Raw genomic sequence first — 20,952 nt, forward strand, 5'->3', positions numbered from 1 at the left:
GCACGCCCCTTTTCGAGTTAGCAACTATTGTAGCCAGCAATCTTGGCTGATGATTTAACATACTTTTTCTAATGCGTATGAAAAAATTGAAGCCACCTGATTCTGGGTGGCTTCTGATTTAATATACAGATAGTTCTTAGCTGAATTATTCTATCCGCTCTACTGGAGTCATTGGGAATACTTCATCAATTAACTCTTGGCCCGGCCCAAATGAGCGGAAATACAAGAAAAATGACTTATCCGGTGTTGTTTGGATCCAGTTCCCTTCGTTAACTCCTTCCGGAAGGCTTGGTCCAAAGTACATATCTGTTGAACCATCTGAATTTAATTTGAGCGTCGGCATACGGTTGTTCAAGTCAGAACGTTTTTGCTCGTTTCGCGTAAACAGTCGGGTGTCTGCATCATATAGAGATATTGACCAGAAATGCTCTGCTGGTACGTTTGGAGCAATGTGTAGCTTGTATGTGTTGCTACCTGACAACACATTATGATCGGAATCATAGTATGCACCTAAATAGAATGAGCCTTTTCCAGCAACCTTTGAGACCATACCGTTGGAGGTTGTAGTCGCTTCATATGTATAAGCAGCACGTTCATCAAACAGGGACTTAGTATCAAGGTCAATTTTAGGATCCATGTTAGCTAGGACATCATGCCATCCAGTTTTCTTCGATTGATACTCTACATTAGGCATATCTTTGTTGAATGAGTTAGCTTGAGCCATTGCAAGACCAACCTCTAAACCTTCTTTTAAAATTCGTTGCTGATACTCGTTCGGCTTAAACTCTTTACCCTTTTCAATACCCATATCCGACAGCCAAGCATAAAAGAATCGGTCTCGGTCCAACATTGGTTCATTTTGAACGTAGCGATTTACAATTTCCCAGTAACTCATGTCCGTTGGAGGCGTGTTTGTGAAAATAGTCTTCCCTTCTGCTTTGAACTCAGCGTAAGAGAACGGAGTAATTTGGGTTTGTGGTGGGTTATTGCGCTTCGCATAGGGATAAACCTCTACTTGGTTTGATGTCGCTTTCGCTTCATCTCCTTCCGATAGTACGCGGAAAAACCATACTACACGGTTAGTTTCTGTATGAACGATCTCACCATCCCATTCTGCTGGCACTTCGTCATTAGGACCTACGAACAGATATGAAGTTTTTTTGAAGGTGTTAAACTCAGCGATAGGTTCTTGCCATAGATTATTAGCAACACCATATACCATACCTTCAGGTAAGTTTAGGACCACAGGGCCAGTTTCTTGAATATCAAGAGCTCCAATAGTATATGGAACTACTCCATTTGGTGTGAAAAATGGATAAACGCCATCATAACCTTGGTAAAGACCTATCGGTGTGTCGGTTGTCGTTGTACCAGTCGTTTGGTACACAGCATCTACTGTTTCAGAGAACTGGACCATTGGCATCGACCATACCACTAGTTGGGAGACTCGCTGGAGGTCCATACGCTCTTGCAAGGCGTCAGCCGTTGTTTTAGTGAGTGTTTGATCCAGGTAATCTAAAGTACCTACGTAACTAGATACCGCTGAAGGTGCTGCTAATAGTCCAGACGATACAGTGGAGATTAAGATTGTCAGTAGTGCTTTTTTCATTTGCTTGCCTATAAAAGAATAACGTTACCCAGTTAGATAGATACACAGATTTAACTGAGCCAATAATAGATTTGATTTTTTTGAGGGGACGAGCATAAAAGTTGTCCCTCCATTAACGAATGTTTGCTTTAGTCGCTAAGCATTCTTTGATTAAGTTTTTAAAAGTGGCGCTAACCAATAGTTTTTATGCCATTTCAACCAATGAATGGTTAGAACTGATAGTTAACTTCTATTCGATGGTCACCATCGCCAAAGTCGACTTTTTCGTTCCAGTTGGCGAAGTAGCGTACGTTGGTGCGAGGGTTAATTTGATACGACAGCGCAAACTCGTGAGTCAAAATGTTGCTTTCACCTGCATAGTAACCAGCTTTGTAGTCATCGCTACCGCTTAGAGTGGTTAGCCACATTGGGTTGTAGTTAACCCAGATGTTATCTGTAAGGGCCCACTTACTATACATGCCTGCTACTGCAAAGGTTCCCGGTAGTTCGTAACCTGAATCGGCGGTGTTCGTTACAGTGGCACCGATACCCGCAAGAGGATAGAACTGAAAATCGCCCACCGCTGGCAGTGCTTGCAGTACGCTATATGAAGCATCGAGGCTTTCTTTATCGACATTGTAGTTGATATCAAATTGCGAGCCGCGGCCGTTAGTTAGGTCCACTTGAAAGTTGCGAAAGCGAAATGCATCGATGCTGTCGTCGACACCTTGATACAGAGGCTGTTCATTGTTACGAATGCCAAGCGCATCACCTGCAATACCTTTAAGTTCAATCACATTCATCGCCATCGTGGTTTCTGAACCAGTATCGTAGGTTTGACCTACTTTGACGTTAAGCCCTTTATCGGTGAAACCAACGCCCGCTTGAGTGTAAACCGCTAGTGGGTCTGACATATCTTGGTATTCTTTTTCTTGCTGCGATGCTGCTGACTCGCTGCTTATGGTTGTCTGCGAGTGCCCATCTGCGGCGAAAGCTTGAGCGGTAATAAGGGTAAGAAGAGTTGCAATAATAGTCTTGTTCATCATGGTTTCCTCAAAGAGTCTGTGTTTTCGATGAGGCTATTTAACCATTGCGATGCGTGAGGTGGCTCACATTTTGAGAATGCAGATGGGAAGTAATCTAAAGGGTTCTCAAAGTGTGAATGTAAAACTGAGTTGAATATTTTCAACTTGATTATCTATATGATTTATATGAATTAAATAGTTATGGTGACTTGTAGGCTCATAGAGGGGTTATTCATTTTTATTCTGCTTATTTAGGTTATCCACCTTGTTTATTGATCGAGAAGGTGAAATTTAACTAAACTTTAGAAAGGTAAGAACTAAAGTGTGATCAGATTTGGATAAACGCGACCAACACAGCGAAGGCTTCCTTGTACCAAGTGCCTATTTGCAGCCCATTTTAACAGTCTGCCGTGGTTATCATCTCGACTTTGCTAAGCTGCTTGCTTCAGAGCATATATCAACTCGTGCTTTGGCCGGAGAAATTGAAACGGTTGACTATGAGAGTTATGTTAACTTACTCAATAGAGGTTCCAATTGGAGTAAAAACCTAGCATTTGGCCATGAAGTTGCCAAACACTACGAGTTGCAAACAACTGCTGAGTTAACCTATCTCATTGCTAAACAAGAGTATTTGGCTCAAATTTATCCTGCGCTTTCTTATATTGTCGAGGCGCAAAGTCGTGGCGTTTATCATGAGTTGGAAGTGAAAGGCTCAATGGCATATCACTGTGTGGATTACGAAAAACCCGCATCACTCAACTGTGACCAATCGGCGCAGCTATTAATTACTTTTTATCACCTGACGTTTAAGCGCCTTTTGGGCAGCGCTTGGAAGCCTACTTCGGTATCTTTGGAAGGCAATCGTCATATTGATATCAGGACTCTTGAACAGTTTTTTGGTTGTAAGGTAATCGTGGAGCAACCTTGCAACTTTATCGAATTTCCTGCTGCGCTGCTCTATCAGCGGTTCGAGTCAACGTTACCTGAATCTAAAGAAGTGACCATGGAAACATCGAAAATACTCAAAAACTTTGACGACTTGGAAGGCTTGGTGTCTAAGTACATTGAGTTCGGATTGGAATCAGGCTCTTTTGCCAAAGAAGACATAGCTAAACAGCTGTGTGTACATCCTCGTGTACTTCAAAACCGTCTTTCTGAGAAGGGGCTAAAGTTTCGAGACTTGCTCAACTATGTGCGCAAAAAACGAGCAGAGTTTTTACTTCGTCATACTCAAAAATCAATTTTGGCCATCTCACACCTTCTTGGCTACCAAGATTCGCGAACCTTTATTCGAGCATTCAAAACTTGGTTTGGGGCAACACCAGATGCGTGGCGTGGTGAAGTACTTGCTACATCTTAGCTCCACAAAAAACGCCAGTATTTATACTGGCGTTCTACTTTTTTGGAGTTATTGCAGTTTTTCGATATTTGGCAAAACCCATTCTCTATCAACTACAGTTTGTTCTGGAGAGTAGAAGCGGAAGTATGGAAACCATGCGCGACCTTCTTCGGTTTCTACCCAGTTACTTTTCAACCCTTTTGGCTCTTGAGGACCAAAGTAGAGGTCGATGGAACCGTCCTTATTGATTTGAAGATCTTGCCGCGAAGACAGGTCGGCTTTTTCGCTGTCGTTCTGAATCAGGGTTCGAGTATCCACCTCATAGGCTGTGATCGACCAGAATGTTTTAGCTGGTGGGTTGCTTGGTAAGTGCAAAGTGTAGTTTTCTCCACCGTCTAACCAGTCGCCTTGTGCATCTTTATAGGTAGCTAAGTACACTTGTCCCCAGCCGCCGTTAACCATACCGTGCATTGCAATGTCATTGGATACCGCTTCATAGAACCAAGCTGCGCGGCCGTCGAGATCGTCGTAGTTATCACGACGCTGATCTGGGCGTGATGTAGTTGCAATCTCCCACATCGAGCCTTCGGCATAGTGTGCGTCTTCCAATCGTTCGGTTCCAGCAAAGTCGATTGATTTAGTCATTGCTTCACCAACGATCGCCGCTTCTGTTAAAAGTTCTGCTTGCGCTTTAGTTGGTGAGAAAGTTTTACCTTTTTCAATACCTAGTGGCTTTAACATCGACATGTAGAAACGATCGCGTTCGTGAATAGGACCATTTTTGTTGATGCCTTCCGCTAGCAGCTCAAAGTACTCTAGGCCACGAGGTGCAGCAGCCATCCACTTGCGGTCGTTGGTTTCGATGTAACCACGAGGTTGCGGGTCATTAGCTTCAGACAGTGGGTAAATATTGATGTTTTCCAGTACCTGTTGACGCTCTTCAGCATTAGCTGACATGAGTCGTACGCCAGTCATTACCGTGTTGGTATCTGACTGGATCACGGTATAACCCTGCTGTTCTACGTTTTCAGGGATAACCGATTCAGGACCTGCAATGAGATATTTCCCCGGTTCAACGATAGCTGCTAGGCCAATTTGCCACATGTTCGATACTGAGCCGCGCACTCCGCCCTCTGGAATTTCCATCACCCAAGGTGACTCAGCAATATCAATAAAGGTTAATGCGTAGGGTGTAGTGGCGTTGTATGTTAATCCACCTAAGCGATCGCGGTAGCTTTCGTGAAGAATGATTTGACCATTCCCTAGACCAAGCTCGTCGGTAAAGGCTTGCTGCCATGCCATGAAAGAAACATACGGCGTCGCCCAAATGTAGGCTTGCGTAGCACGTTGAAAGTCCAACTCTTCAAACAACATCTCCACTGTCTCATCGGTTGGGTAGCCGGTTTCAAAGCCGTGAGTAAATTCAAGTTCGCCAATACGGGTTGAGACAGTATCACCTGCGAATACTGCCCCAGTCAGAGTGGTTGTTGCAAGTAGTGCGCAGATAGTTTTTGTCAGCAGTGATGTTTTCATTTTATACCTCATTCATTAATTTGATTGTTTGCCGTTGTGGCTATGAGGTTATTTAATCACTAGCTTGAACTAGGTAACGCACATTATGAGAAGCAAGCATAGCTCAACTCTTGAGTTGTTCTCAAAATGTGTATTCGTGATGGAGTAAATAAAGTGTCGGACAACATGATGAATAGCTAGCGTCAATGCGAACGCAACGCAGTCGCGAGATTAGTGTTTTCAATACTTGAGCTAATCCGAGAAATGCTAATTTAGAAATACCATTGACAAGGTTTTGTCCAAATATGAGTTTGGTGATGCCTAAACAATATATGATCACCAAGCGATTCTGTCGTGTGATACAAGCCTTTTGGGAACATACCTCCATTCATCCAACTTTCAAATTAGTAACTAATAGTCTGTTACTCCGCGGTCAAGTGCTACATTTTAGCATTTGACGTATTACCATTCTTGTTCGGTTCTATTTGTTAATCCGTTTGTTTCCGATTGATTGAATGTAAAACTTAACGACGCTCAAGTACTAGCACTCAGCCAATGAGTTAAACTATGTCACTTTACGAGGCATATCACACTTTGAGGCGGTACGTACGATGACTAAGTGGACACTTTCTACAAACTTCATTGGACGGTTGTTTAAGCAGCAACTATCAGTCGAGATAAATGAAGTAGGCATAAGTGCCGACCTAGGTGGTGAAAACAGTTTCTTCAGATGGGGAGATTTGGATAGTTCTCCAGTTCTAAAAACGTCAATCACTGGTGGTTGTTTGAGTTTTAGCGTAAAAGGCAAACATTATTGCTTTCGTAGGCTGAGCTATTTTCTCCCCTTTAAGTATCCACATTGTTTCTTTCCTCTCTGGGCTAATCAGAATGCACTGCATTTAGTTGAGTTCTTAGGTTCGGTGGAGCATCAATGCCAATCCAGATTTCTTCGCGACTCATCAGTTCAGAATATACAGAGCTTTGCCAAAACAGAATACAAGCGTTGGCGAGGTTGGGATAAAGCATCAGATCTATCGGACTTCGCAAAAGACACAGCAGCTCAGTTAAGCCGCATTGCTAATTGGAAACCGGCTGATGTTGAGCATATTAGAAGTGAGTATGTAGAGCGAGCGCTTAATACCTTTGATTCATTTTTTACCAAAGTGGAATCTAATCCACTAACTGCCAAGCAAAGAGTTGCGTGCATCACGGACAATGACAATAACCTTCTTTTAGCGGGAGCAGGAACAGGAAAAACCAGTGTTATGGTTGGCAAAACTGGCTACTTAGTAAAAAGCGGACAAGCGCAACCAAACGATATTTTGATGCTGGCGTATGGTCGAATAGCTGCAGAAGAGATGGATGAACGTATCAAGGAAAAACTTGGATTTGAAGATGTTAAGGCGAGCACGTTTCATAGCCTAGGCGTGAAGATAATCTCTCAAGTTGAAGGTAAAGCCCCAAGCTTATCGCCCCTTGAAGGTGATATGCGGGCAAAAGTGAAGTGGATGAATGAGGCTATTGCCGCTCTGATGCAAAATGCTTGCTATAAGAAAGCAATACTCGATTATTTTAGTGCTTACTATTTCGTAGACAAAGACCCATTCAAGTTCAAAACCCAGGGCGAATACTTAAAGTACCTGAATGATAACGATATTCGTACGCTGAAAGGTGAGCAGGTGAAGAGCTTTGGTGAGATGGTAATTGCCAACTGGCTTTATAGAAAAGGCATCAATTACCAATATGAAGCTAAATATCGAATCGATGTCGCTACAGAGCAGTACCGACAGTACGAACCCGACTTCTATCTACCTGATTATGATATTTATATTGAGTATTACGGTACGGATGAAAACGGCAATCCTCCACCATATATCGATAAAGAGAGGTACCAAGAAGGCATTGAGTGGAAGAGAAAGACGCATGCCAAGTATGGAACAGGATATGTTGAATTGTATTACCATCAACACCGTAATCGCTCGATGTTGGATATTTTGGAGCGTGATCTAGTCGTTCGTAAGGTAAATACCAATCCTCTGCCTGATAACGATCTACTAGATAACTTAGAGCAAACAGGGCAAGTCACGGAACTAGCGCGCCTTTTAGGGTCGTTAGTTGATCTGTATAAGTCTGCTTGTCTTGATGAAACCGGTATTCAAAAAATCATAAAAAACTCTCTTGATCCAAAGCAAACTGCCAAAGCTTTGGAATTGTTGATGCCGTTGTATCAGCGCTATCAAGACTATCTTACAGAAGAGAGTGTGATTGATTTTAACGACATGATTTCAAAGGCTTTGTCGTACGTTGAAACCGGTCAGTTCCAATCCCCTTGGAGCTATATACTCGTTGACGAATTCCAAGATATCTCAGAGCCTAGGGCAAGACTTGTAAAGGCTCTTCGAGACAATAAAGAAAACTCATCGCTGTTCTGTGTGGGTGATGATTGGCAGGCAATCTATCGCTTTAGTGGCGCAGATGTTCGTCTAACGACAGACTTTGAAAAATACTTCGGGGCAACGTCTAAAACGACTCTTGATATGACGTTCAGGTTTAATAGCTCTATCGGAGATGTGGCAACGCGCTTTGTTACGCAGAACCCTGTTCAGCTCAAAAAAGAGATAAAGTCTCTGGTACAGGTTAGCAAACCAGCTGTAAGCATCATTAGACAAGGATCTGAAGAGCAAGGGATGACACCACTGGATAAAGCGTTAACGTCTATTGCTAACAGTGTCGTTGAATCTAGTTCGCCAAACAAAAATAAAGTCTACTTGCTGGCAAGGTTTTGGTATCAAATGCCAGATGCTAATTATCTAAAGTGGCTTAGACAGCGTTATCACATGTTAGACATTGAGAACCAGTCGTTCCACGCATCCAAAGGTAAAGAAGCTGATTACGTTGTGGTTATGGGACTGACGACAGGAAAACACGGTTTCCCCTCTGAGAAGCAAACGCCTACTCTTATAAATGCGTTGTTACCTCAAGGCGACACGTTTGAACATGCGGAGGAACGTCGATTATTCTATGTGGCTCTGACCCGCGCTAAACACAGAGCATATCTCCTCGCGGACATGACCGATGCAAGCGACTTTGTTACTGAGCTAATTAAAGGTGACTATCCAGTTGAGACTAATGAGTTTGATGTTTCCTTAACGCAACTTGAGGCTGACAAAACCGTTTGCCACTCTTGTAAAATAGGAGTCCTTAAGCCTCGCGTTGGTCAATACGGCAGGTTCATGTCTTGTACGCTGTTCCCGCGTTGTAAGCACAAGGAAACGCCGTGCGATAAGTGTGGTAGTCCTATGAGTCACGAGATCAAAGAGGGCTATCAAGTTTGCATTAACTCTAGTTGTGAACATGAGCGTCCAGTGTGTTTAAACTGTGGTAGTGAGATGAAATTGAGGCGCGGTAAGTATGGTGCGTTTTGGGGGTGTTCGACTTATCGTAGGAACGTTGAAAATAATTGTTCCTATAAGATCAACGCTGCTTAGGTAGCAAAATCTAATCTGCTACATATTTGCTATACAGAAAACCAAAAACAACAAAGGGCTAGCAATCACTAACTTGCTAGCCCTTTTAATATGGGGCTCCCGACAGGATTCGAACCTGTGACCTGCCCCTTAGGAGGGGGCCGCGCTATCCAGCTGTGCCACGGGAGCTTATGACTAATAATACTCAATTATTTTAATAAGTTAAGTCGCTTTTCTACATTTATCACAGTTTGTTCATCACGTCACCAATTTGAATACTGTTGGCGAGGCTTGGCTGGTCGACGGTTGCTTCAGCATCATTTTCATAGACGCGTGACACGGTTAGGGTGATGTTGCTCTGACTCACTTTATTGCGCGGCAAACCATTTTGGTCGATAAAGGAGCCTGTATGCCAAAGTTGCAATCGGTCTCCCGCTTGCACACCGTGGACTCGGCCTAAGTCGATGGTGACTTTATTGCCGTAAGAGGCGACCACTTCAGGCAAGGTCATCTTACAAGAGATCTCTGCTTCGAGATCGAGCATGATGTTTCGGCTGACTTTCTGGATCATTTCGCCGTAAGCGGATGTCCAGAAACGAGCACTTTTGGTGTCGACTTTACTGGTTTTAGCAAATGGCCACTGGGCGATTTCACGGTAATTACGTTGATAGATTTCATGGCCGGTTTTGCCGTCGTAGACCGACATATCCATAGCAAACTGGCGATTGATTACATCGTCTGTCAGTAAACCGCCCTGTGTGATGGTGGCCGTCAAGTCGTGGATTTTCCCGGTCACTAAGTATTGAGCTCCCAGATCTTCGGCGATCATCTTTATACGTTCAGGTTGGCGCTTATTAATTTCATAGCGCGTGGTGCCGACCGAAACAAAGCTGTATGAGCGATGTTCAAGCTGATTAGAGATAACAGAACTGAAGTCTTCACCTAGGTCGTATATTTGCCCCATGACCGCTTGTTGTGGGTCAACGATATCAAACATTGCCACCCCAAACGTCTTTTTGTATTGCTCGTTATGGCAAGCCTTTGCCGTCGGGTAAATGTCGATTCGCGCTTTCACGACCATTTGGTTGCCGCTTTTGTACTGATCGTCGATGACGATCTGGCGAACTTCGGAATCAATGAATTGGTATTGTTCTCTATCGTCTTCGAGCAGCGGCGCTAAGTTAGCAAGCCCACCGATATCAGCTCCGGAGAAGTCTACTGCTTTGTAGACGGCATCTTCTAGTGCGTAGATCCTTGCCGCTTTCTCAGAGGAGACGATGGTGGAAGTACCGGTGACTTCATACCATGCAGCAAAGGCAGAGCTACTACTAAATGTAACCAATGCCGTTGAAATTAAAGAAGAAACGATTTTTTTCATACAACCAATCCAAATGCGGAACAATATTTGCTAGCTAGTTTGTAGCGAATATTGGAGCGGGCTTTCTTATTAAGGACAGAATGAGAATAGCAAGGATTGTTCCAACCTTGAAAAGGTGGGGAACCTATCCATCCAATTAATAACTTTTTGGAGAGTGTGTAATGAAAAAGTGGCTCCTGATGGCATCAGTGTTAACACTGACCGCTTGTGCCTACTCACCAATCTATAACGGTAAGGAATCCTATTCCGGCAGTAAGTTTATGCTGATGGAAAGTCCTCGCCATACGATGGATTATTTCGTCGAGAGTTTGACGGAAGACTTAGTTGAATCGAACACTAGTGTGTCGTCTCGCACTCCGATAGCGGTGGCATCGTTTGTTGATTTGCAGAATATGGATGCGACGAACTGGTTAGGGAACTCGGTATCAGAGGGCTTTATTTACCAGCTTCAGCGCCGCGGCTTTAAGGTTGTTGACTTCAAGACAACGGGCTCTATTCAGGTGACGAACCAAGGCGACTTCGTACTAAGTCGTGACTGGAAAGATCTGGCCCAAGAGCAGCAGATTCAGTTCGTCTTGACGGGAACCATGTTACGCCAGGAAGGTGGTGTGCTGGTTAATGCTCGTGTTGTTGGCATGCAGTCACGTATTGTGGTCGCTTCGGCTCAAGGCTTCTTGCCTGCTGACCGTATTGGCCGTGATTTGGATACGCTGAATCAAATGCGTACCGAAGATGGCGTTCTGATTCGTTCAGACCCGACTATGACGACACCTCATACAGTCATATTGCGCCCATAGGAAAGGATAATGAGATTTTTATTTGCCGCGCTTGTAGCGCTTGTGATGATAGGTTGTACTCCGATTACAGCCATGGACCAGAACACATTAACGGCGGTGGGCTATGCGAGTATCAGCGAGCAAACTGGACGTAATGAAGAAGAAAAGCAAGTTCGTGCTATGCGTGCTTCTAAGATTGACGCTTACCGTGAGTTAGCGGAGCAAGTCTACGGCCTACGAGTGTCTGCACGTGCTGACTTACAAGATCAACGCTTGGGTGTTGAATCGACGACAGGTGCGGTAGATGGTGTCATTCGTGGTGCAGAAGTAGTTCGCAGCTATAAGGTAGGCGACAGCTATGTTACTGAACTGCTGCTCGATATTGAGAAGATGGATCGTCTAAGAGACTACGGTGAAATCCGTCGAGTACCTGAGAAGAAACGTCAGAGCTTATTCTAATATCAACGCCCTAGATAATAGCAAAAAGCGGCAACAGTTCTCCTGTTGCCGCTTTTTTGTATTTGAGAGATTAGGCTTTTAAGTTGGTTCCTAATGTCGACAAAGTGTGGGTCTGACCGCCCGCGTTGTAAGTCATGCCCACTTTGCCATGACTTTGCTGCATCAAGTTATTGAGCTTATTAAAGCTTAATTGGGCGCGTTGCAGACTCTGCCCATTGATGTCGTTAAGTTGTTGGCAGTCGAGGATAATCGACTTAATGTCGGCCACCTTTTGAGCTAGTAATGCTTCATCGGTGAGTCTTGCCACATCTTGATGTTGAGCCAGTCTTTGATCGGTTTGCTGAAGCTGACCAATGATTGCCATCTTTTCTTTGGCAAATCGCTCAATCTCAGATGATTCACGAGCAGTAATGGCTTTGGTCTCCTCGGAGAGGAGCATAGACAATGCTTTTGCATTTTTCAGTTGGTATTCAACCAAATCAACCAGTGCTGCCATTAATATACCTGTGAGTATTATCTGTTAACCTGTTTAGCGTAATCCGCCAAGTTCGTCTTCGAACTTCATCATGTTGTCTGCCAGTTTTTCAGCATCGACGGTGTAAGAACCGTTCGAGATTGCTTCTTTGATTGCCGCAACTTTTGCCGCGTCAAAGGTAGGCTGACTTGCCATTTGCTGATGCATTTGACCAATGGCTTTACCGCCTTGGCTTAGTGTTACGGCATCTTGCTGTGCTGATGATTGACCAACTTGAGCTGAACTGCTGTCTTTGCTTGCTTCCGAACGGGCAGGTGCGCGACTTGTCGTCGTTAGCGTCTGTCCAGAACGAATATTATCAATGCCTGCCATCGTTTAGCCTTCTTGTTGCCTAATTTGCATAGTTTACCTGTATATCGAGCATATCGACCAGCGTAATGATTACTTTAGGAAAAAATCAAAAATTAACCGTGATTTCCGCAACGCCAGTAACAATACCCTCAATTATACGCTGAGACTTGTCATTTTTCACTCTTACTTGATCGCCGTTAGCGCCATCGGTAAGTGCTGTGCCTTTAGTGGAGATGGTCATTTCACCTTTCACTGCACGAATAACGACTTTTTCGTTGCGGCAAACAACACAGACATCATTACGCTCAATAACATCACCCATCTTCATGTTTTTCTTGAGCTTTGCGCCAACCACTTGGTCAAACTCGGTAAAGCCTTGGCGGCGAAAACGGTTCTTATCCACCATGCTCATCGTGACATCGTCACTGGACACAATATTGCCTCGAGATAACGGGCGAGTTGCGGTCACTAACGGCAAGGAAATGGACATTCGAACGGGTACGTAAAGTCGCCAATTATCTTCCGGACACTCCACCAAAACGGTGACATTACTGCTGGTGTTGCGGGTGTTTGACGACGAGGTCAAAAGCGGAGAGGGGCAATCTGTTGCATGTACTCGAGAGTCGATACGGCCAGGTGTGGCAACAATTTCACCGCCGATAGGTTGCTCAATAGTATTTAAAACATGAGCTTGGGCAGCCTTTTGAATGTTTTCTATTTGCTCAGGCGTTGCTGCGTGCGTTAATACACTAAAGAATAACGCTTGCCAGACGATACAGAGGGAAAGCCAGTTGCGCCTTAACCTCGTTTTGTAACTGGATGTACACAAAAAAGATGTCTTATTATACAGCATTCTGTTTCTCGGGTTCCTTGTTGCCTGTGTAGACTATCACTTTTTTAGCTTTAAAGTTTGAGATGGAGATGAACTTATGACCGGTATCTTGGATTCGGTGAATCAACGAACGCAACTAGTTGGTCAAAACCGACTAGAGCTACTGACGTTTCGTCTGATGGGCCGCCAGCGTTACGGCATTAATGTGTTCAAAGTTAAAGAAGTGCTTCAGTGCCCTAAATTAACGCGCATGCCCAACCTACATCGTCTTGTCAAAGGGGTGGCTCATATTCGTGGTCAAACTATCTCAGTGATTGATTTAAGTCTTGCTGTTGGTGGTCGACCAACAACGGACATTGAAAACTGTTTTGTGGTTATCTCAGAGTTTAACCGTAGCGTACAGGGATTTTTGGTAAGCTCTGTTGAACGCATTATTAACATGCATTGGGAATCGATTTTGCCGCCGCCTGAAGGTGCAGGTAAAGCCAACTACCTGACAGCTGTGACCAACATCGACAATGAATTGGTTGAGATTCTGGATGTTGAGAAGATTCTCGCTGAGATTTCGCCTGTGGTTGAGACCATGGACAGCAATATCGCCACGGAAATTGCCGCAGCTGAAGAGAAAGAGCAAAAGCAGATCGTTAAGCGTATTATGATCGCTGATGATTCCGCAGTGGCACGAAAACAGGTCCAACGAGCCATTGAGTCTATTGGCTTTGAGTCCATTTTGGTGAAAGATGGTAAAGACGCTTACAACAAGCTGACAGAGATGGCAGCTGAAGGCGATATTCATGATCAGATTTCCCTGTTGATTTCTGATATTGAAATGCCAGAAATGGACGGTTACACCCTAACGGCAGAAGTGCGCCGCCATCCCGATCTTAAAGATCTTCATATTATTTTGCATACCTCGTTAAGCGGTGTGTTTAACCAAGCAATGGTAGAGCGAGTAGGGGCTAACGAATTCATCGCTAAGTTCAACCCTGATGAATTGGGAGGCGCCGTCAAAGCGGCCATTTTGCCGACAAATTAAACAAACAAAATTAGAGCTTGTAGTTGCTTGAGAAAAGCGTATAAAGCAAGCCTTCAAAGCAGTATAGAGAAGTGAATGACAGCGATAACCATAAGCGATCAAGAGTATCGTGATTTTAGCCGCTTTTTAGAGTCCCAATGCGGTATTGTTCTTGGCGATAGTAAACAGTATTTAGTCCGCAGCCGTTTAAGCCCGTTGGTGGCAAAATTCGGTCTAGTCTCTTTGTCTCAGTTATTAAGAGATGTGGTTACTGGACGCAATCGTGAGTTAAGAGTTGCCGCTGTTGATGCCATGACCACCAACGAAACCTTATGGTTTAGAGATAACTACCCATTTACGGTGTTGTCTGACAAACTGCTCCCAGAACTTGCCGCCAACAAGCGACCGATTAAAATTTGGTCGGCTGCGAGTTCTTCTGGTCAAGAACCGTATTCCATGGCGATGACAGTTTTGGAGACACAAAACAAGAAGCCGGGAATGATCCCTAACGTGTCGATTACCGCGACGGACATCTCGTCTACGATGTTAGATATGTGTCGTCTTGGAGAATATGACAACCTCGCGTTGGGTCGCGGTCTATCACCGGAGCGTCGCCGAGTTTTTTTTGAAAACACCAGTAACGGTAAGATGAAAGTGAAAGACAACGTAAAGCGTTTGGTGAACTTTCGTCCGCAAAACCTGATGGACTCGTATGCGTTGTTGGGTAAGTTCGACATTATCTTTTGTCGTAACGTACTGATTTACTTCTCCCCTGAAATGAAGTCTAAAGTGCTGAACCAAATGGCACGTAGCCTAAACCCAGGTGGTTACTTGCTGTTAGGGGCATCGGAGTCGCTAACGGGGCTGACGGATCAATTTGAAATGGTGCGTTGTAATCCGGGCATTATCTACAAGCTCAAATAGCTAATAGTTATTCTCCACAATCTTTACCGTATCTAGCCTTGGTTTTCGCCAAGGCTTTTTTCTTGCTATTCTCTAGGTTCAGTGACGGTTTGGAGGCCATCACTGTCGACATTCCTAATTAAACCCTCCGCCAAAACTGGCGTACATTTTGCTCTCTATCTTTGCCAGAAGGAGCACGATGAACGTCGAATTGAATAGCGTCATCAGTGGTTGTTACCAAAAAATAACTTTTGGCGCGGAAATTGCTTTATCTCTGTATAGGGCACGTATTTTTGAACGATGAGGTTTCAATGGCCATCTCTTTTAACAATGCATTAGGTATTCATCAGTACACCGTTGGTGTGCGTGAGAAGAATGCTGAAGTCATCTCCACCAATATCGCGCAGGCGAATACGCCGGGTTATAAAGCGAAGGGGATGGAGTTTGATCGTGCGTTAAAAGCGGCAAGCTCAGGGGCAAGTATTGGGCTTAGTCGAACTGATGGACGGCATCTTTCTGCCTCTACTAACGGCAGTGGCGAAATGCTTTACCGCATTCCGACACAGCCAGATACCGGTGACGGCAATACTGTAGACGTAGATTTAGAAAGAAACTTGTTCATGCAGAACCAATTAAGACATCAGGCATCACTCGATTTCTTAGGCGGCAAATTCAAAAATATGACCAAAGCGATTAAAGGGGAGTAATTTAGATGAGCTTATTTAATGTATTTAATGTGACAGGCAGTGCGATGAGCGCTGAGTCGGTTCGTCTAAATACCACCTCAAGTAACCTTGCCAACGCTGACAGTATTAGTAGCTCGGCAAAAGAGACTTACAAAGCTCGCCACGCCGTATTTGGCGCGGAACTGAGTAAAGCTCAATACAACCGCGATCATTCAGTACCTGTGAAAGTATTGGGTATTGTAGAGAGCGACAAACCCTTAAGTGCAGAGTACAACCCAGATCATCCACTCGCTAACGATGAAGGCTATATCTACAAGCCGAACGTTAACGTGATGGAAGAAATGGCCAACATGATTTCAGCTTCGCGCTCATACCAGACTAACGTTCAGGTAGCGGACGCGAGCAAGCAAATGTTGTTGAGTACTTTGCGAATGGGTCAATAGAGATAGGAGTAGCTCATGGCTGGAATCAACAACGTTGGTCAAGGCAGTTTATCCTACATTGACCAACTGAAAAAACTGCAAGAACAAAGCAAGCCTGAAGAGACAACCGGTAAGCAGGATCTGAAGCAAGAAGACTTCTTGTCCCTACTCACCAAACAGTTGGCTCAACAGGACCCATTTAAACCAGTCAGCAACGACCAGATGATTGCTCAAATGGCGTCGTTTGCCACGGTAGATGGTATTGGCAAGATGAACACTCAGTTCGAGAGTTTGAACTCGTCAATGACGTCTAACCAAGCACTACAAGCGTCTTCACTTGTTGGGCGTGATGTCTTGGTACCCGGTGCGGCTGGTGTGAAGGAAGCAGACGCTGGCATGGCGGCAATGGTCAAATTGCCACAGTCCATGGATAACGTGTTTGTTCGTGTAGAAAATGAAATGGGTCAATTAGTACGTACCTTTGATGTCGGTGCAAAACCTGGCGGTGATGCTCGTGTCGAATGGGACGGTAAAGATGATCAGGGTAATCCAATGCCTGCAGGTAAATACAAAGTGAAAGCTTCGGGTTTACTTGATGGAGAAAGCCGCGAGTTCGAAGTGTCGACTTATGCGAACGTGAACAGTGTGCTTCTTGGTAAAGGGGATGGAAACGTACTACTCAATCTAGCTGGCTTCGAAAATCCAGTTCGGCTAGCAGAAGTACTGGAAGTCGGCAAAGCGTAACCGCTGGCTAGATTAGGAGATTAGGAATGTCATATGTATCTTTAAGTGGTCTATCTGCGGCTCAGTTAGACCTCAACACCACCAGTAACAACATTGCCAACGCCAACACATTCGGCTTTAAAGAGTCACGTGCCGAGTTTGGCGATGTGTATTCAAACTCACTGTTTACTAATGCGAAAACCACACCGGGTGGCGGTGTTCAGCCAAGCAAAATTGCTCAGCAGTTCCACGAAGGTTCGAGTATTTCGACGAACAACCCAATGGACCTGCGCATTAGCGGTACGGGCTTTTTCGCCGTATCTAAAGATCGTCTTGTACCACAACAAAATGAGCTAACGCGTAACGGTGCTTTCCACCTAAACAAAGATAGTTACATGGTGACGTCGAACGATGAGTTTTTACTGGGTTATGAAGTGAATAAAGATACCAATGAGGTTGTGTCTTACGAGCCTCGTCCAATCAATATTCCGCCAGAGTTTGGTAAGCCAAAACAGACAGCGAATATTGAGATTGGTGTGAACCTTCCTGCTAACGGTGATCTAAAAGATCCGGCTCTGTTCGACTTTACCGATCCTGAAACTTATAACCGTTCAACATCATCAACGATTTATGATTCCATGGGACAGTCGTATAAAATGACGACGTACTATGTGAAAGATCAAACCCAGCAAAACACCTGGCAAAGTTACTACACAGTAACTGACGGTCAAGGTGAAAAGCCAGTGAATATCGCTGGTGGTGATGCAACGACGCCAACAGGACATGTTGGTCATACAATGCGATTCAACAACGACGGCACGCTGGCGAGCTTGAACAATGGTCAGCCAATTGTTACTACTGACCTAGGTACAAATGGTATCGACATGAACGGTGCCGATCCTGCGCAGACATTGTCGTTTAGTCTTGATAGTGCCACTCAGTTTGCCGCTCCGTTTGAACTGACTAAGTTTCAAGAAGATGGTGCGACGACTGGCTTCCTAACTAAAGTCGACTTTGATGAGCAAGGCAACGTGTTAGGTACTTACTCAAACGGTGAGAATGTGACATTAGGTCGTGTCGCTATGGTACGTGTAGCGAATGAACAAGGTCTTGATAAGAAGGGTGGTACCCAATGGGATTCTACGACTGCTTCTGGTGCTAAAATTTGGGGCGAATCAAACAAGGGTTCTTTTGGTACCATCAATAACGGCACGCTAGAACAATCGAACATTGATATGACCCAAGAGTTGGTAGACCTGATTTCAGCGCAGCGTAATTTCCAAGCAAACTCACGTGCTTTGGATGTACATAACCAGCTGCAACAAAACATTCTACAAATCCGTTAAGTCATAGTATGAGTGGCTGTCAGTCACTCGTTATTAATGCCTTGAAGATTCGAGCGTACGAGTGTATATGGACATTCGTACGCTGTTTTGCATTTCTATAAAGCGGTCATATTTTTGCCGCATCGTTGCCACCTTGCCGTATAGCTTTGCCTCTTCGATATAATACCGCTTGCCGATCCTCCACTTCCTTTCCTGATTTTCCTTTTATTTATTTGATTTATAAAGAATAAAATTAATGGCATAGTCTTTGCTTTATAAGCTCCGTACTTTGAATTTTGGAGCTATCAATGGATCGTGCCCTTTACCTCTCAATGAGCGGCGCAAAGCAAAATATGCAAGCTTTGCAGCTTAGAGCAAACAACCTTGCGAACGCGAGCACGCCTGGCTTTCGAGCTGACCTTGCCCAAGCGCGCTCAATGCAAGCGTATGGTGAAGGCATGCCGAGTCGTGTGTTTAGCATGACAGAACGCCCAGGACACAACTTCGAGCAAGGCAGTGTTGTGACGACAGGCCGAGACCTTGATGTCACTATTGAAGGCCAAGGTTGGATTTCAGTATTGGATAAAACCGGCAAAGAAGGGTTAACTCGCAATGGCAGTTTGCGCGTGGATCAAAACGGCTTGTTGGTTAATGGCAACGGTAACCTTGTGTTGGGGGAACGTGGTACACCAATTACTGTGCCGATTCCACTGCGTAAGATTGAAATTGGCCGTGACGGCACCGTCTCTGTTATACCGCAAGATGCACCGGCTGACGAAATGGAAATCGTTGACCGTATCAAGCTCACCAATACTGATAACCGTTCACTATTCAAAGACACTAACGGTCTATTTCGTAATAAAGATCCTCAATTAGGCTACACCGCTTCAGCCAATGTACAGCTGATGACCGGAGCTATTGAAGGCAGTAACGTTAATGCTGTTGGTGAAATGACAAGCTTAATTGATTTGCAGCGTCAATTCGAAATGCAGGTCAAGCTGATGAGCACCGCAGAAGACATGGATAAGGCTTCAGACTCATTGCTTCGCATGGGTTAATAGGATTGAGAGAGGAAGAATAGAATGCATCCGGCACTATGGGTAAGTAAGACTGGCTTAGACGCTCAGCAAACCAATATTTCGACAATTTCAAACAACCTAGCGAACGCATCAACCGTCGGTTATAAGAAAAGCCGCGCGGTGTTTGAAGATTTGTTTTATCAAAATATCAATCAGCCTGGCGGTCAATCATCGCAAAACACCGAACTTCCTTCAGGCTTAATGCTAGGTGCAGGTTCAAAAGTGGTGGCAACACAAAAGATCCACACACCGGGTAATGCGCAAACCACGACCAACAGTCTCGATATGATGATTGAAGGTGATGGTTTTTTCCAAGTATTGATGCCAGATGGCAATATTGGTTATAGCCGCAATGGTCAGTTCACGCTAAATGATGAAGGGACTATTGTTACGTCTGGTTCTGGCTATGCATTGGAACCAGAAATTGCGATTCCTGAAGATGCGATTTCCATCACGGTGGGTACTGACGGTGAAGTGTCCGTTCGAGTACGTGGCCAGCAAGATAACCAAGTCGTGGGTAACATTACCACTGTCGACTTCATTAATCCGGGCGGTCTAGAGCCTATCGGGCAGAACCTTTACTTACCAACCGGTGCTAGTGGTGATCCAAATGAAGGGGTTCCAGGTTTAGATGGTTTCGGTCAAATTCGTCAGTCGATGCTAGAGACTTCAAACGTTAACGTAACGGAAGAGCTCGTTAACATGATTGAAGCTCAGCGTGTGTATGAAATGAACTCCAAAGTTATCTCGTCAGTCGACAAGATGATGAGCTTTGCTAACCAGCAGCTATAACGGATAAGGACGACATTGAATGAAAAAGTTATTGTGTGTTTCCTTACTTGCCGTACTTTCTGGTTGTGCTCAGTTTGGTCAGGAAGAGTCGGTAGACGATGTCTCGAATAGCACGACGACAGTCGATGCAGTTGAAGGAGATAAAAGCCAATCGTCAGGGATTGTTGATACGTTACGTGGTCGAACTGATCCTGTTGCCGATGACCCAGCATGGGCGCCGATTCACCCAAAAAACAAGCCAGAACATTACGCAGCGGCAACGGGTTCACTGTTTAACACTCACTACGCGCGCGATTGGTATGATGATTCTAAACCCCGTGGCATTGGTGACATCATTACGGTAGAACTTAATGAAGCAACGAAAGCCGCAAAAAGTGCTGATGCCGATCTCTCGAAAGCCAATGATTCTTCAATGGACCCACTTTTCGTTGGTGGAAGACCCGTCACCGTCAATGACTATGACTTCTCTTATGAGTTGAAGAACGACAACAACTTCAAAGGTAATGCCTCGGCCAATCAGAGCAACAGTTTATCGGGCTCGATTACCGTAGAAGTGATTGAAGTGCTTGCCAATGGCAATCTCGTCATTCGTGGTGAAAAGTGGCTAACCTTAAATACTGGAGATGAGTACATTCGCTTAAGCGGCACGATTCGACCAGATGATATTGAGTTTGATAACACCATCGCATCTAACCGTATTTCCAACGCTCGAATTCAGTATTCGGGGACCGGAACCCAACAAGATATGCAGGAACCTGGATTCTTGGCACGATTTTTTAATGTCTCTCTATAGGGATAGGAATCG

General features: G+C 44.6%; 20 protein-coding genes and 1 tRNA gene. 13 read left to right on the forward strand and 8 right to left on the reverse strand.

Features of this window, described 5'->3' with window-relative positions; all coding sequences use genetic code 11:
• Positions 1-145: 145 nt before the first annotated feature.
• Complete coding sequence (locus HW45_RS03685) at positions 146-1,609, reverse strand: DUF1214 domain-containing protein (protein WP_038224891.1); 1,464 nt, start codon at positions 1,607-1,609, stop codon at positions 146-148.
• 209 nt (positions 1,610-1,818) lie between these two features.
• Positions 1,819-2,631: a hypothetical protein gene (locus HW45_RS03690; RefSeq protein ID WP_038224893.1), complete on the reverse strand. Its 813-nt coding sequence runs from the start codon at positions 2,629-2,631 to the stop codon at positions 1,819-1,821.
• Between the two features lie 316 nt (positions 2,632-2,947).
• Between HW45_RS03690 and HW45_RS03695 the strand changes: the two genes are divergently transcribed.
• Positions 2,948-3,973 carry an AraC family transcriptional regulator gene (locus HW45_RS03695; RefSeq protein WP_038224895.1) on the forward strand — a complete coding sequence of 342 codons (1,026 nt, stop codon included), beginning with the start codon at positions 2,948-2,950 and terminating at the stop codon, positions 3,971-3,973.
• 48 nt (positions 3,974-4,021) lie between these two features.
• On the opposite strand, the gene HW45_RS03700 is transcribed toward HW45_RS03695, so the two are convergent.
• Positions 4,022-5,485: a DUF1254 domain-containing protein gene (locus HW45_RS03700; protein WP_038224896.1), complete on the reverse strand. Its 1,464-nt coding sequence runs from the start codon at positions 5,483-5,485 to the stop codon at positions 4,022-4,024.
• Positions 5,486-6,075: 590 nt separating this feature from the next.
• On the opposite strand from HW45_RS03700, the gene HW45_RS03705 reads away from it, so the two are divergent.
• Positions 6,076-8,952: a UvrD-helicase domain-containing protein gene (locus tag HW45_RS03705; protein ID WP_038224898.1), complete on the forward strand. Its 2,877-nt coding sequence runs from the start codon at positions 6,076-6,078 to the stop codon at positions 8,950-8,952.
• Positions 8,953-9,043: 91 nt separating this feature from the next.
• Here HW45_RS03705 and HW45_RS03710 read toward each other — a convergent pair.
• Positions 9,044-9,120 (reverse strand) — tRNA-Arg (locus HW45_RS03710).
• Positions 9,121-9,175: 55 nt separating this feature from the next.
• A complete protein-coding gene (locus HW45_RS03715; RefSeq protein ID WP_038224900.1) occupies positions 9,176-10,309 on the reverse strand; it encodes a flagellar assembly protein FlgT in 1,134 nt (377 codons plus the stop codon).
• 161 nt (positions 10,310-10,470) lie between these two features.
• Between HW45_RS03715 and HW45_RS03720 the strand changes: the two genes are divergently transcribed.
• Entirely contained in the window at positions 10,471-11,106 is a 636-nt protein-coding gene (locus tag HW45_RS03720) for a FlgO family outer membrane protein (RefSeq protein WP_038224902.1), read from the forward strand.
• A gap of 9 nt (positions 11,107-11,115) precedes the next feature.
• Entirely contained in the window at positions 11,116-11,544 is a 429-nt protein-coding gene (locus HW45_RS03725) for an LPP20 family lipoprotein (RefSeq protein WP_038224903.1), read from the forward strand.
• Between the two features lie 70 nt (positions 11,545-11,614).
• Here HW45_RS03725 and HW45_RS03730 read toward each other — a convergent pair whose 3' ends face one another.
• From HW45_RS03730 to flgA, 3 genes are all read right to left on the reverse strand, one after another.
• Positions 11,615-12,040: a flagella synthesis protein FlgN gene (locus HW45_RS03730; RefSeq protein WP_038224904.1), complete on the reverse strand. Its 426-nt coding sequence runs from the start codon at positions 12,038-12,040 to the stop codon at positions 11,615-11,617.
• Positions 12,041-12,073: 33 nt separating this feature from the next.
• Entirely contained in the window at positions 12,074-12,391 is a 318-nt protein-coding gene (gene flgM / locus HW45_RS03735) for a flagellar biosynthesis anti-sigma factor FlgM (RefSeq protein ID WP_006069936.1), read from the reverse strand.
• 85 nt (positions 12,392-12,476) lie between these two features.
• The gene (flgA, locus tag HW45_RS03740) at positions 12,477-13,223 is read right to left on the reverse strand and encodes a flagellar basal body P-ring formation chaperone FlgA (RefSeq protein WP_031493497.1); all 747 of its coding nucleotides are present in this window, start codon (positions 13,221-13,223) and stop codon (positions 12,477-12,479) included.
• Between the two features lie 76 nt (positions 13,224-13,299).
• On the opposite strand from flgA, the gene HW45_RS03745 reads away from it, so the two are divergent.
• The 9 genes from HW45_RS03745 (at position 13,300) to flgH (ending at position 20,940) form a co-directional block, all read left to right on the forward strand.
• Positions 13,300-14,238 (forward strand): chemotaxis protein CheV, encoded by a 939-nt coding sequence (locus tag HW45_RS03745; RefSeq protein ID WP_006069938.1) that lies wholly within the window; start codon positions 13,300-13,302, stop codon positions 14,236-14,238.
• A 75-nt stretch (positions 14,239-14,313) separates the two neighbouring features.
• Complete coding sequence (locus tag HW45_RS03750; RefSeq protein ID WP_006069939.1) at positions 14,314-15,141, forward strand: protein-glutamate O-methyltransferase; 828 nt, start codon at positions 14,314-14,316, stop codon at positions 15,139-15,141.
• Positions 15,142-15,431: 290 nt separating this feature from the next.
• On the forward strand, positions 15,432-15,827 hold the full coding sequence (gene flgB, locus HW45_RS03755) for a flagellar basal body rod protein FlgB (RefSeq protein WP_038224906.1): 396 nt from the start codon (positions 15,432-15,434) through the stop codon (positions 15,825-15,827).
• A gap of 5 nt (positions 15,828-15,832) precedes the next feature.
• Positions 15,833-16,249, forward strand: coding sequence for a flagellar basal body rod protein FlgC (flgC, locus tag HW45_RS03760; RefSeq protein ID WP_006069941.1), 417 nt, complete (start codon positions 15,833-15,835; stop codon positions 16,247-16,249).
• A 15-nt stretch (positions 16,250-16,264) separates the two neighbouring features.
• Positions 16,265-16,972, forward strand: coding sequence for a flagellar hook assembly protein FlgD (gene flgD, locus HW45_RS03765; protein WP_006069942.1), 708 nt, complete (start codon positions 16,265-16,267; stop codon positions 16,970-16,972).
• A gap of 26 nt (positions 16,973-16,998) precedes the next feature.
• Positions 16,999-18,297 carry a flagellar hook protein FlgE gene (flgE, locus tag HW45_RS03770; protein ID WP_038224908.1) on the forward strand — a complete coding sequence of 433 codons (1,299 nt, stop codon included), beginning with the start codon at positions 16,999-17,001 and terminating at the stop codon, positions 18,295-18,297.
• Between the two features lie 287 nt (positions 18,298-18,584).
• Positions 18,585-19,334 carry a flagellar basal-body rod protein FlgF gene (gene flgF, locus HW45_RS03775; RefSeq protein WP_038224910.1) on the forward strand — a complete coding sequence of 250 codons (750 nt, stop codon included), beginning with the start codon at positions 18,585-18,587 and terminating at the stop codon, positions 19,332-19,334.
• Between the two features lie 24 nt (positions 19,335-19,358).
• Positions 19,359-20,147 (forward strand): flagellar basal-body rod protein FlgG, encoded by a 789-nt coding sequence (gene flgG / locus HW45_RS03780; RefSeq protein ID WP_038224912.1) that lies wholly within the window; start codon positions 19,359-19,361, stop codon positions 20,145-20,147.
• A 19-nt stretch (positions 20,148-20,166) separates the two neighbouring features.
• Entirely contained in the window at positions 20,167-20,940 is a 774-nt protein-coding gene (flgH, locus tag HW45_RS03785; protein WP_038224914.1) for a flagellar basal body L-ring protein FlgH, read from the forward strand.
• The last annotated feature ends 12 nt before the right edge of the window (positions 20,941-20,952 follow it).

This window comes from Vibrio sp. ER1A, assembly GCF_000733315.1.
Lineage (GTDB): Bacteria > Pseudomonadota > Gammaproteobacteria > Enterobacterales > Vibrionaceae > Vibrio > Vibrio mediterranei.

Excerpts from the sequence above, each read along its gene's own strand:
- HW45_RS03685 (WP_038224891.1), bottom strand. The coding sequence starts at position 1,609 with ATGAAAAAAGCACTACTGACAATCTTAATCTCCACTGTATCGTCTGGA.
- HW45_RS03690 (WP_038224893.1), bottom strand. The coding sequence starts at position 2,631 with ATGAACAAGACTATTATTGCAACTCTTCTTACCCTTATTACCGCTCAA.
- HW45_RS03700 (WP_038224896.1), bottom strand. The coding sequence starts at position 5,485 with ATGAAAACATCACTGCTGACAAAAACTATCTGCGCACTACTTGCAACA.
- HW45_RS03705 (WP_038224898.1), top strand. The coding sequence starts at position 6,076 with ATGACTAAGTGGACACTTTCTACAAACTTCATTGGACGGTTGTTTAAG.
- HW45_RS03715 (WP_038224900.1), bottom strand. The coding sequence starts at position 10,309 with ATGAAAAAAATCGTTTCTTCTTTAATTTCAACGGCATTGGTTACATTT.
- HW45_RS03720 (WP_038224902.1), top strand. The coding sequence starts at position 10,471 with ATGAAAAAGTGGCTCCTGATGGCATCAGTGTTAACACTGACCGCTTGT.
- HW45_RS03725 (WP_038224903.1), top strand. The coding sequence starts at position 11,116 with ATGAGATTTTTATTTGCCGCGCTTGTAGCGCTTGTGATGATAGGTTGT.
- HW45_RS03730 (WP_038224904.1), bottom strand. The coding sequence starts at position 12,040 with ATGGCAGCACTGGTTGATTTGGTTGAATACCAACTGAAAAATGCAAAA.
- flgM (WP_006069936.1), bottom strand. The coding sequence starts at position 12,391 with ATGGCAGGCATTGATAATATTCGTTCTGGACAGACGCTAACGACGACA.
- flgA (WP_031493497.1), bottom strand. The coding sequence starts at position 13,223 with ATGCTGTATAATAAGACATCTTTTTTGTGTACATCCAGTTACAAAACG.
- HW45_RS03745 (WP_006069938.1), top strand. The coding sequence starts at position 13,300 with ATGACCGGTATCTTGGATTCGGTGAATCAACGAACGCAACTAGTTGGT.
- HW45_RS03750 (WP_006069939.1), top strand. The coding sequence starts at position 14,314 with ATGACAGCGATAACCATAAGCGATCAAGAGTATCGTGATTTTAGCCGC.
- flgB (WP_038224906.1), top strand. The coding sequence starts at position 15,432 with ATGGCCATCTCTTTTAACAATGCATTAGGTATTCATCAGTACACCGTT.
- flgC (WP_006069941.1), top strand. The coding sequence starts at position 15,833 with ATGAGCTTATTTAATGTATTTAATGTGACAGGCAGTGCGATGAGCGCT.
- flgD (WP_006069942.1), top strand. The coding sequence starts at position 16,265 with ATGGCTGGAATCAACAACGTTGGTCAAGGCAGTTTATCCTACATTGAC.
- flgE (WP_038224908.1), top strand. The coding sequence starts at position 16,999 with ATGTCATATGTATCTTTAAGTGGTCTATCTGCGGCTCAGTTAGACCTC.
- flgF (WP_038224910.1), top strand. The coding sequence starts at position 18,585 with ATGGATCGTGCCCTTTACCTCTCAATGAGCGGCGCAAAGCAAAATATG.
- flgG (WP_038224912.1), top strand. The coding sequence starts at position 19,359 with ATGCATCCGGCACTATGGGTAAGTAAGACTGGCTTAGACGCTCAGCAA.
- flgH (WP_038224914.1), top strand. The coding sequence starts at position 20,167 with ATGAAAAAGTTATTGTGTGTTTCCTTACTTGCCGTACTTTCTGGTTGT.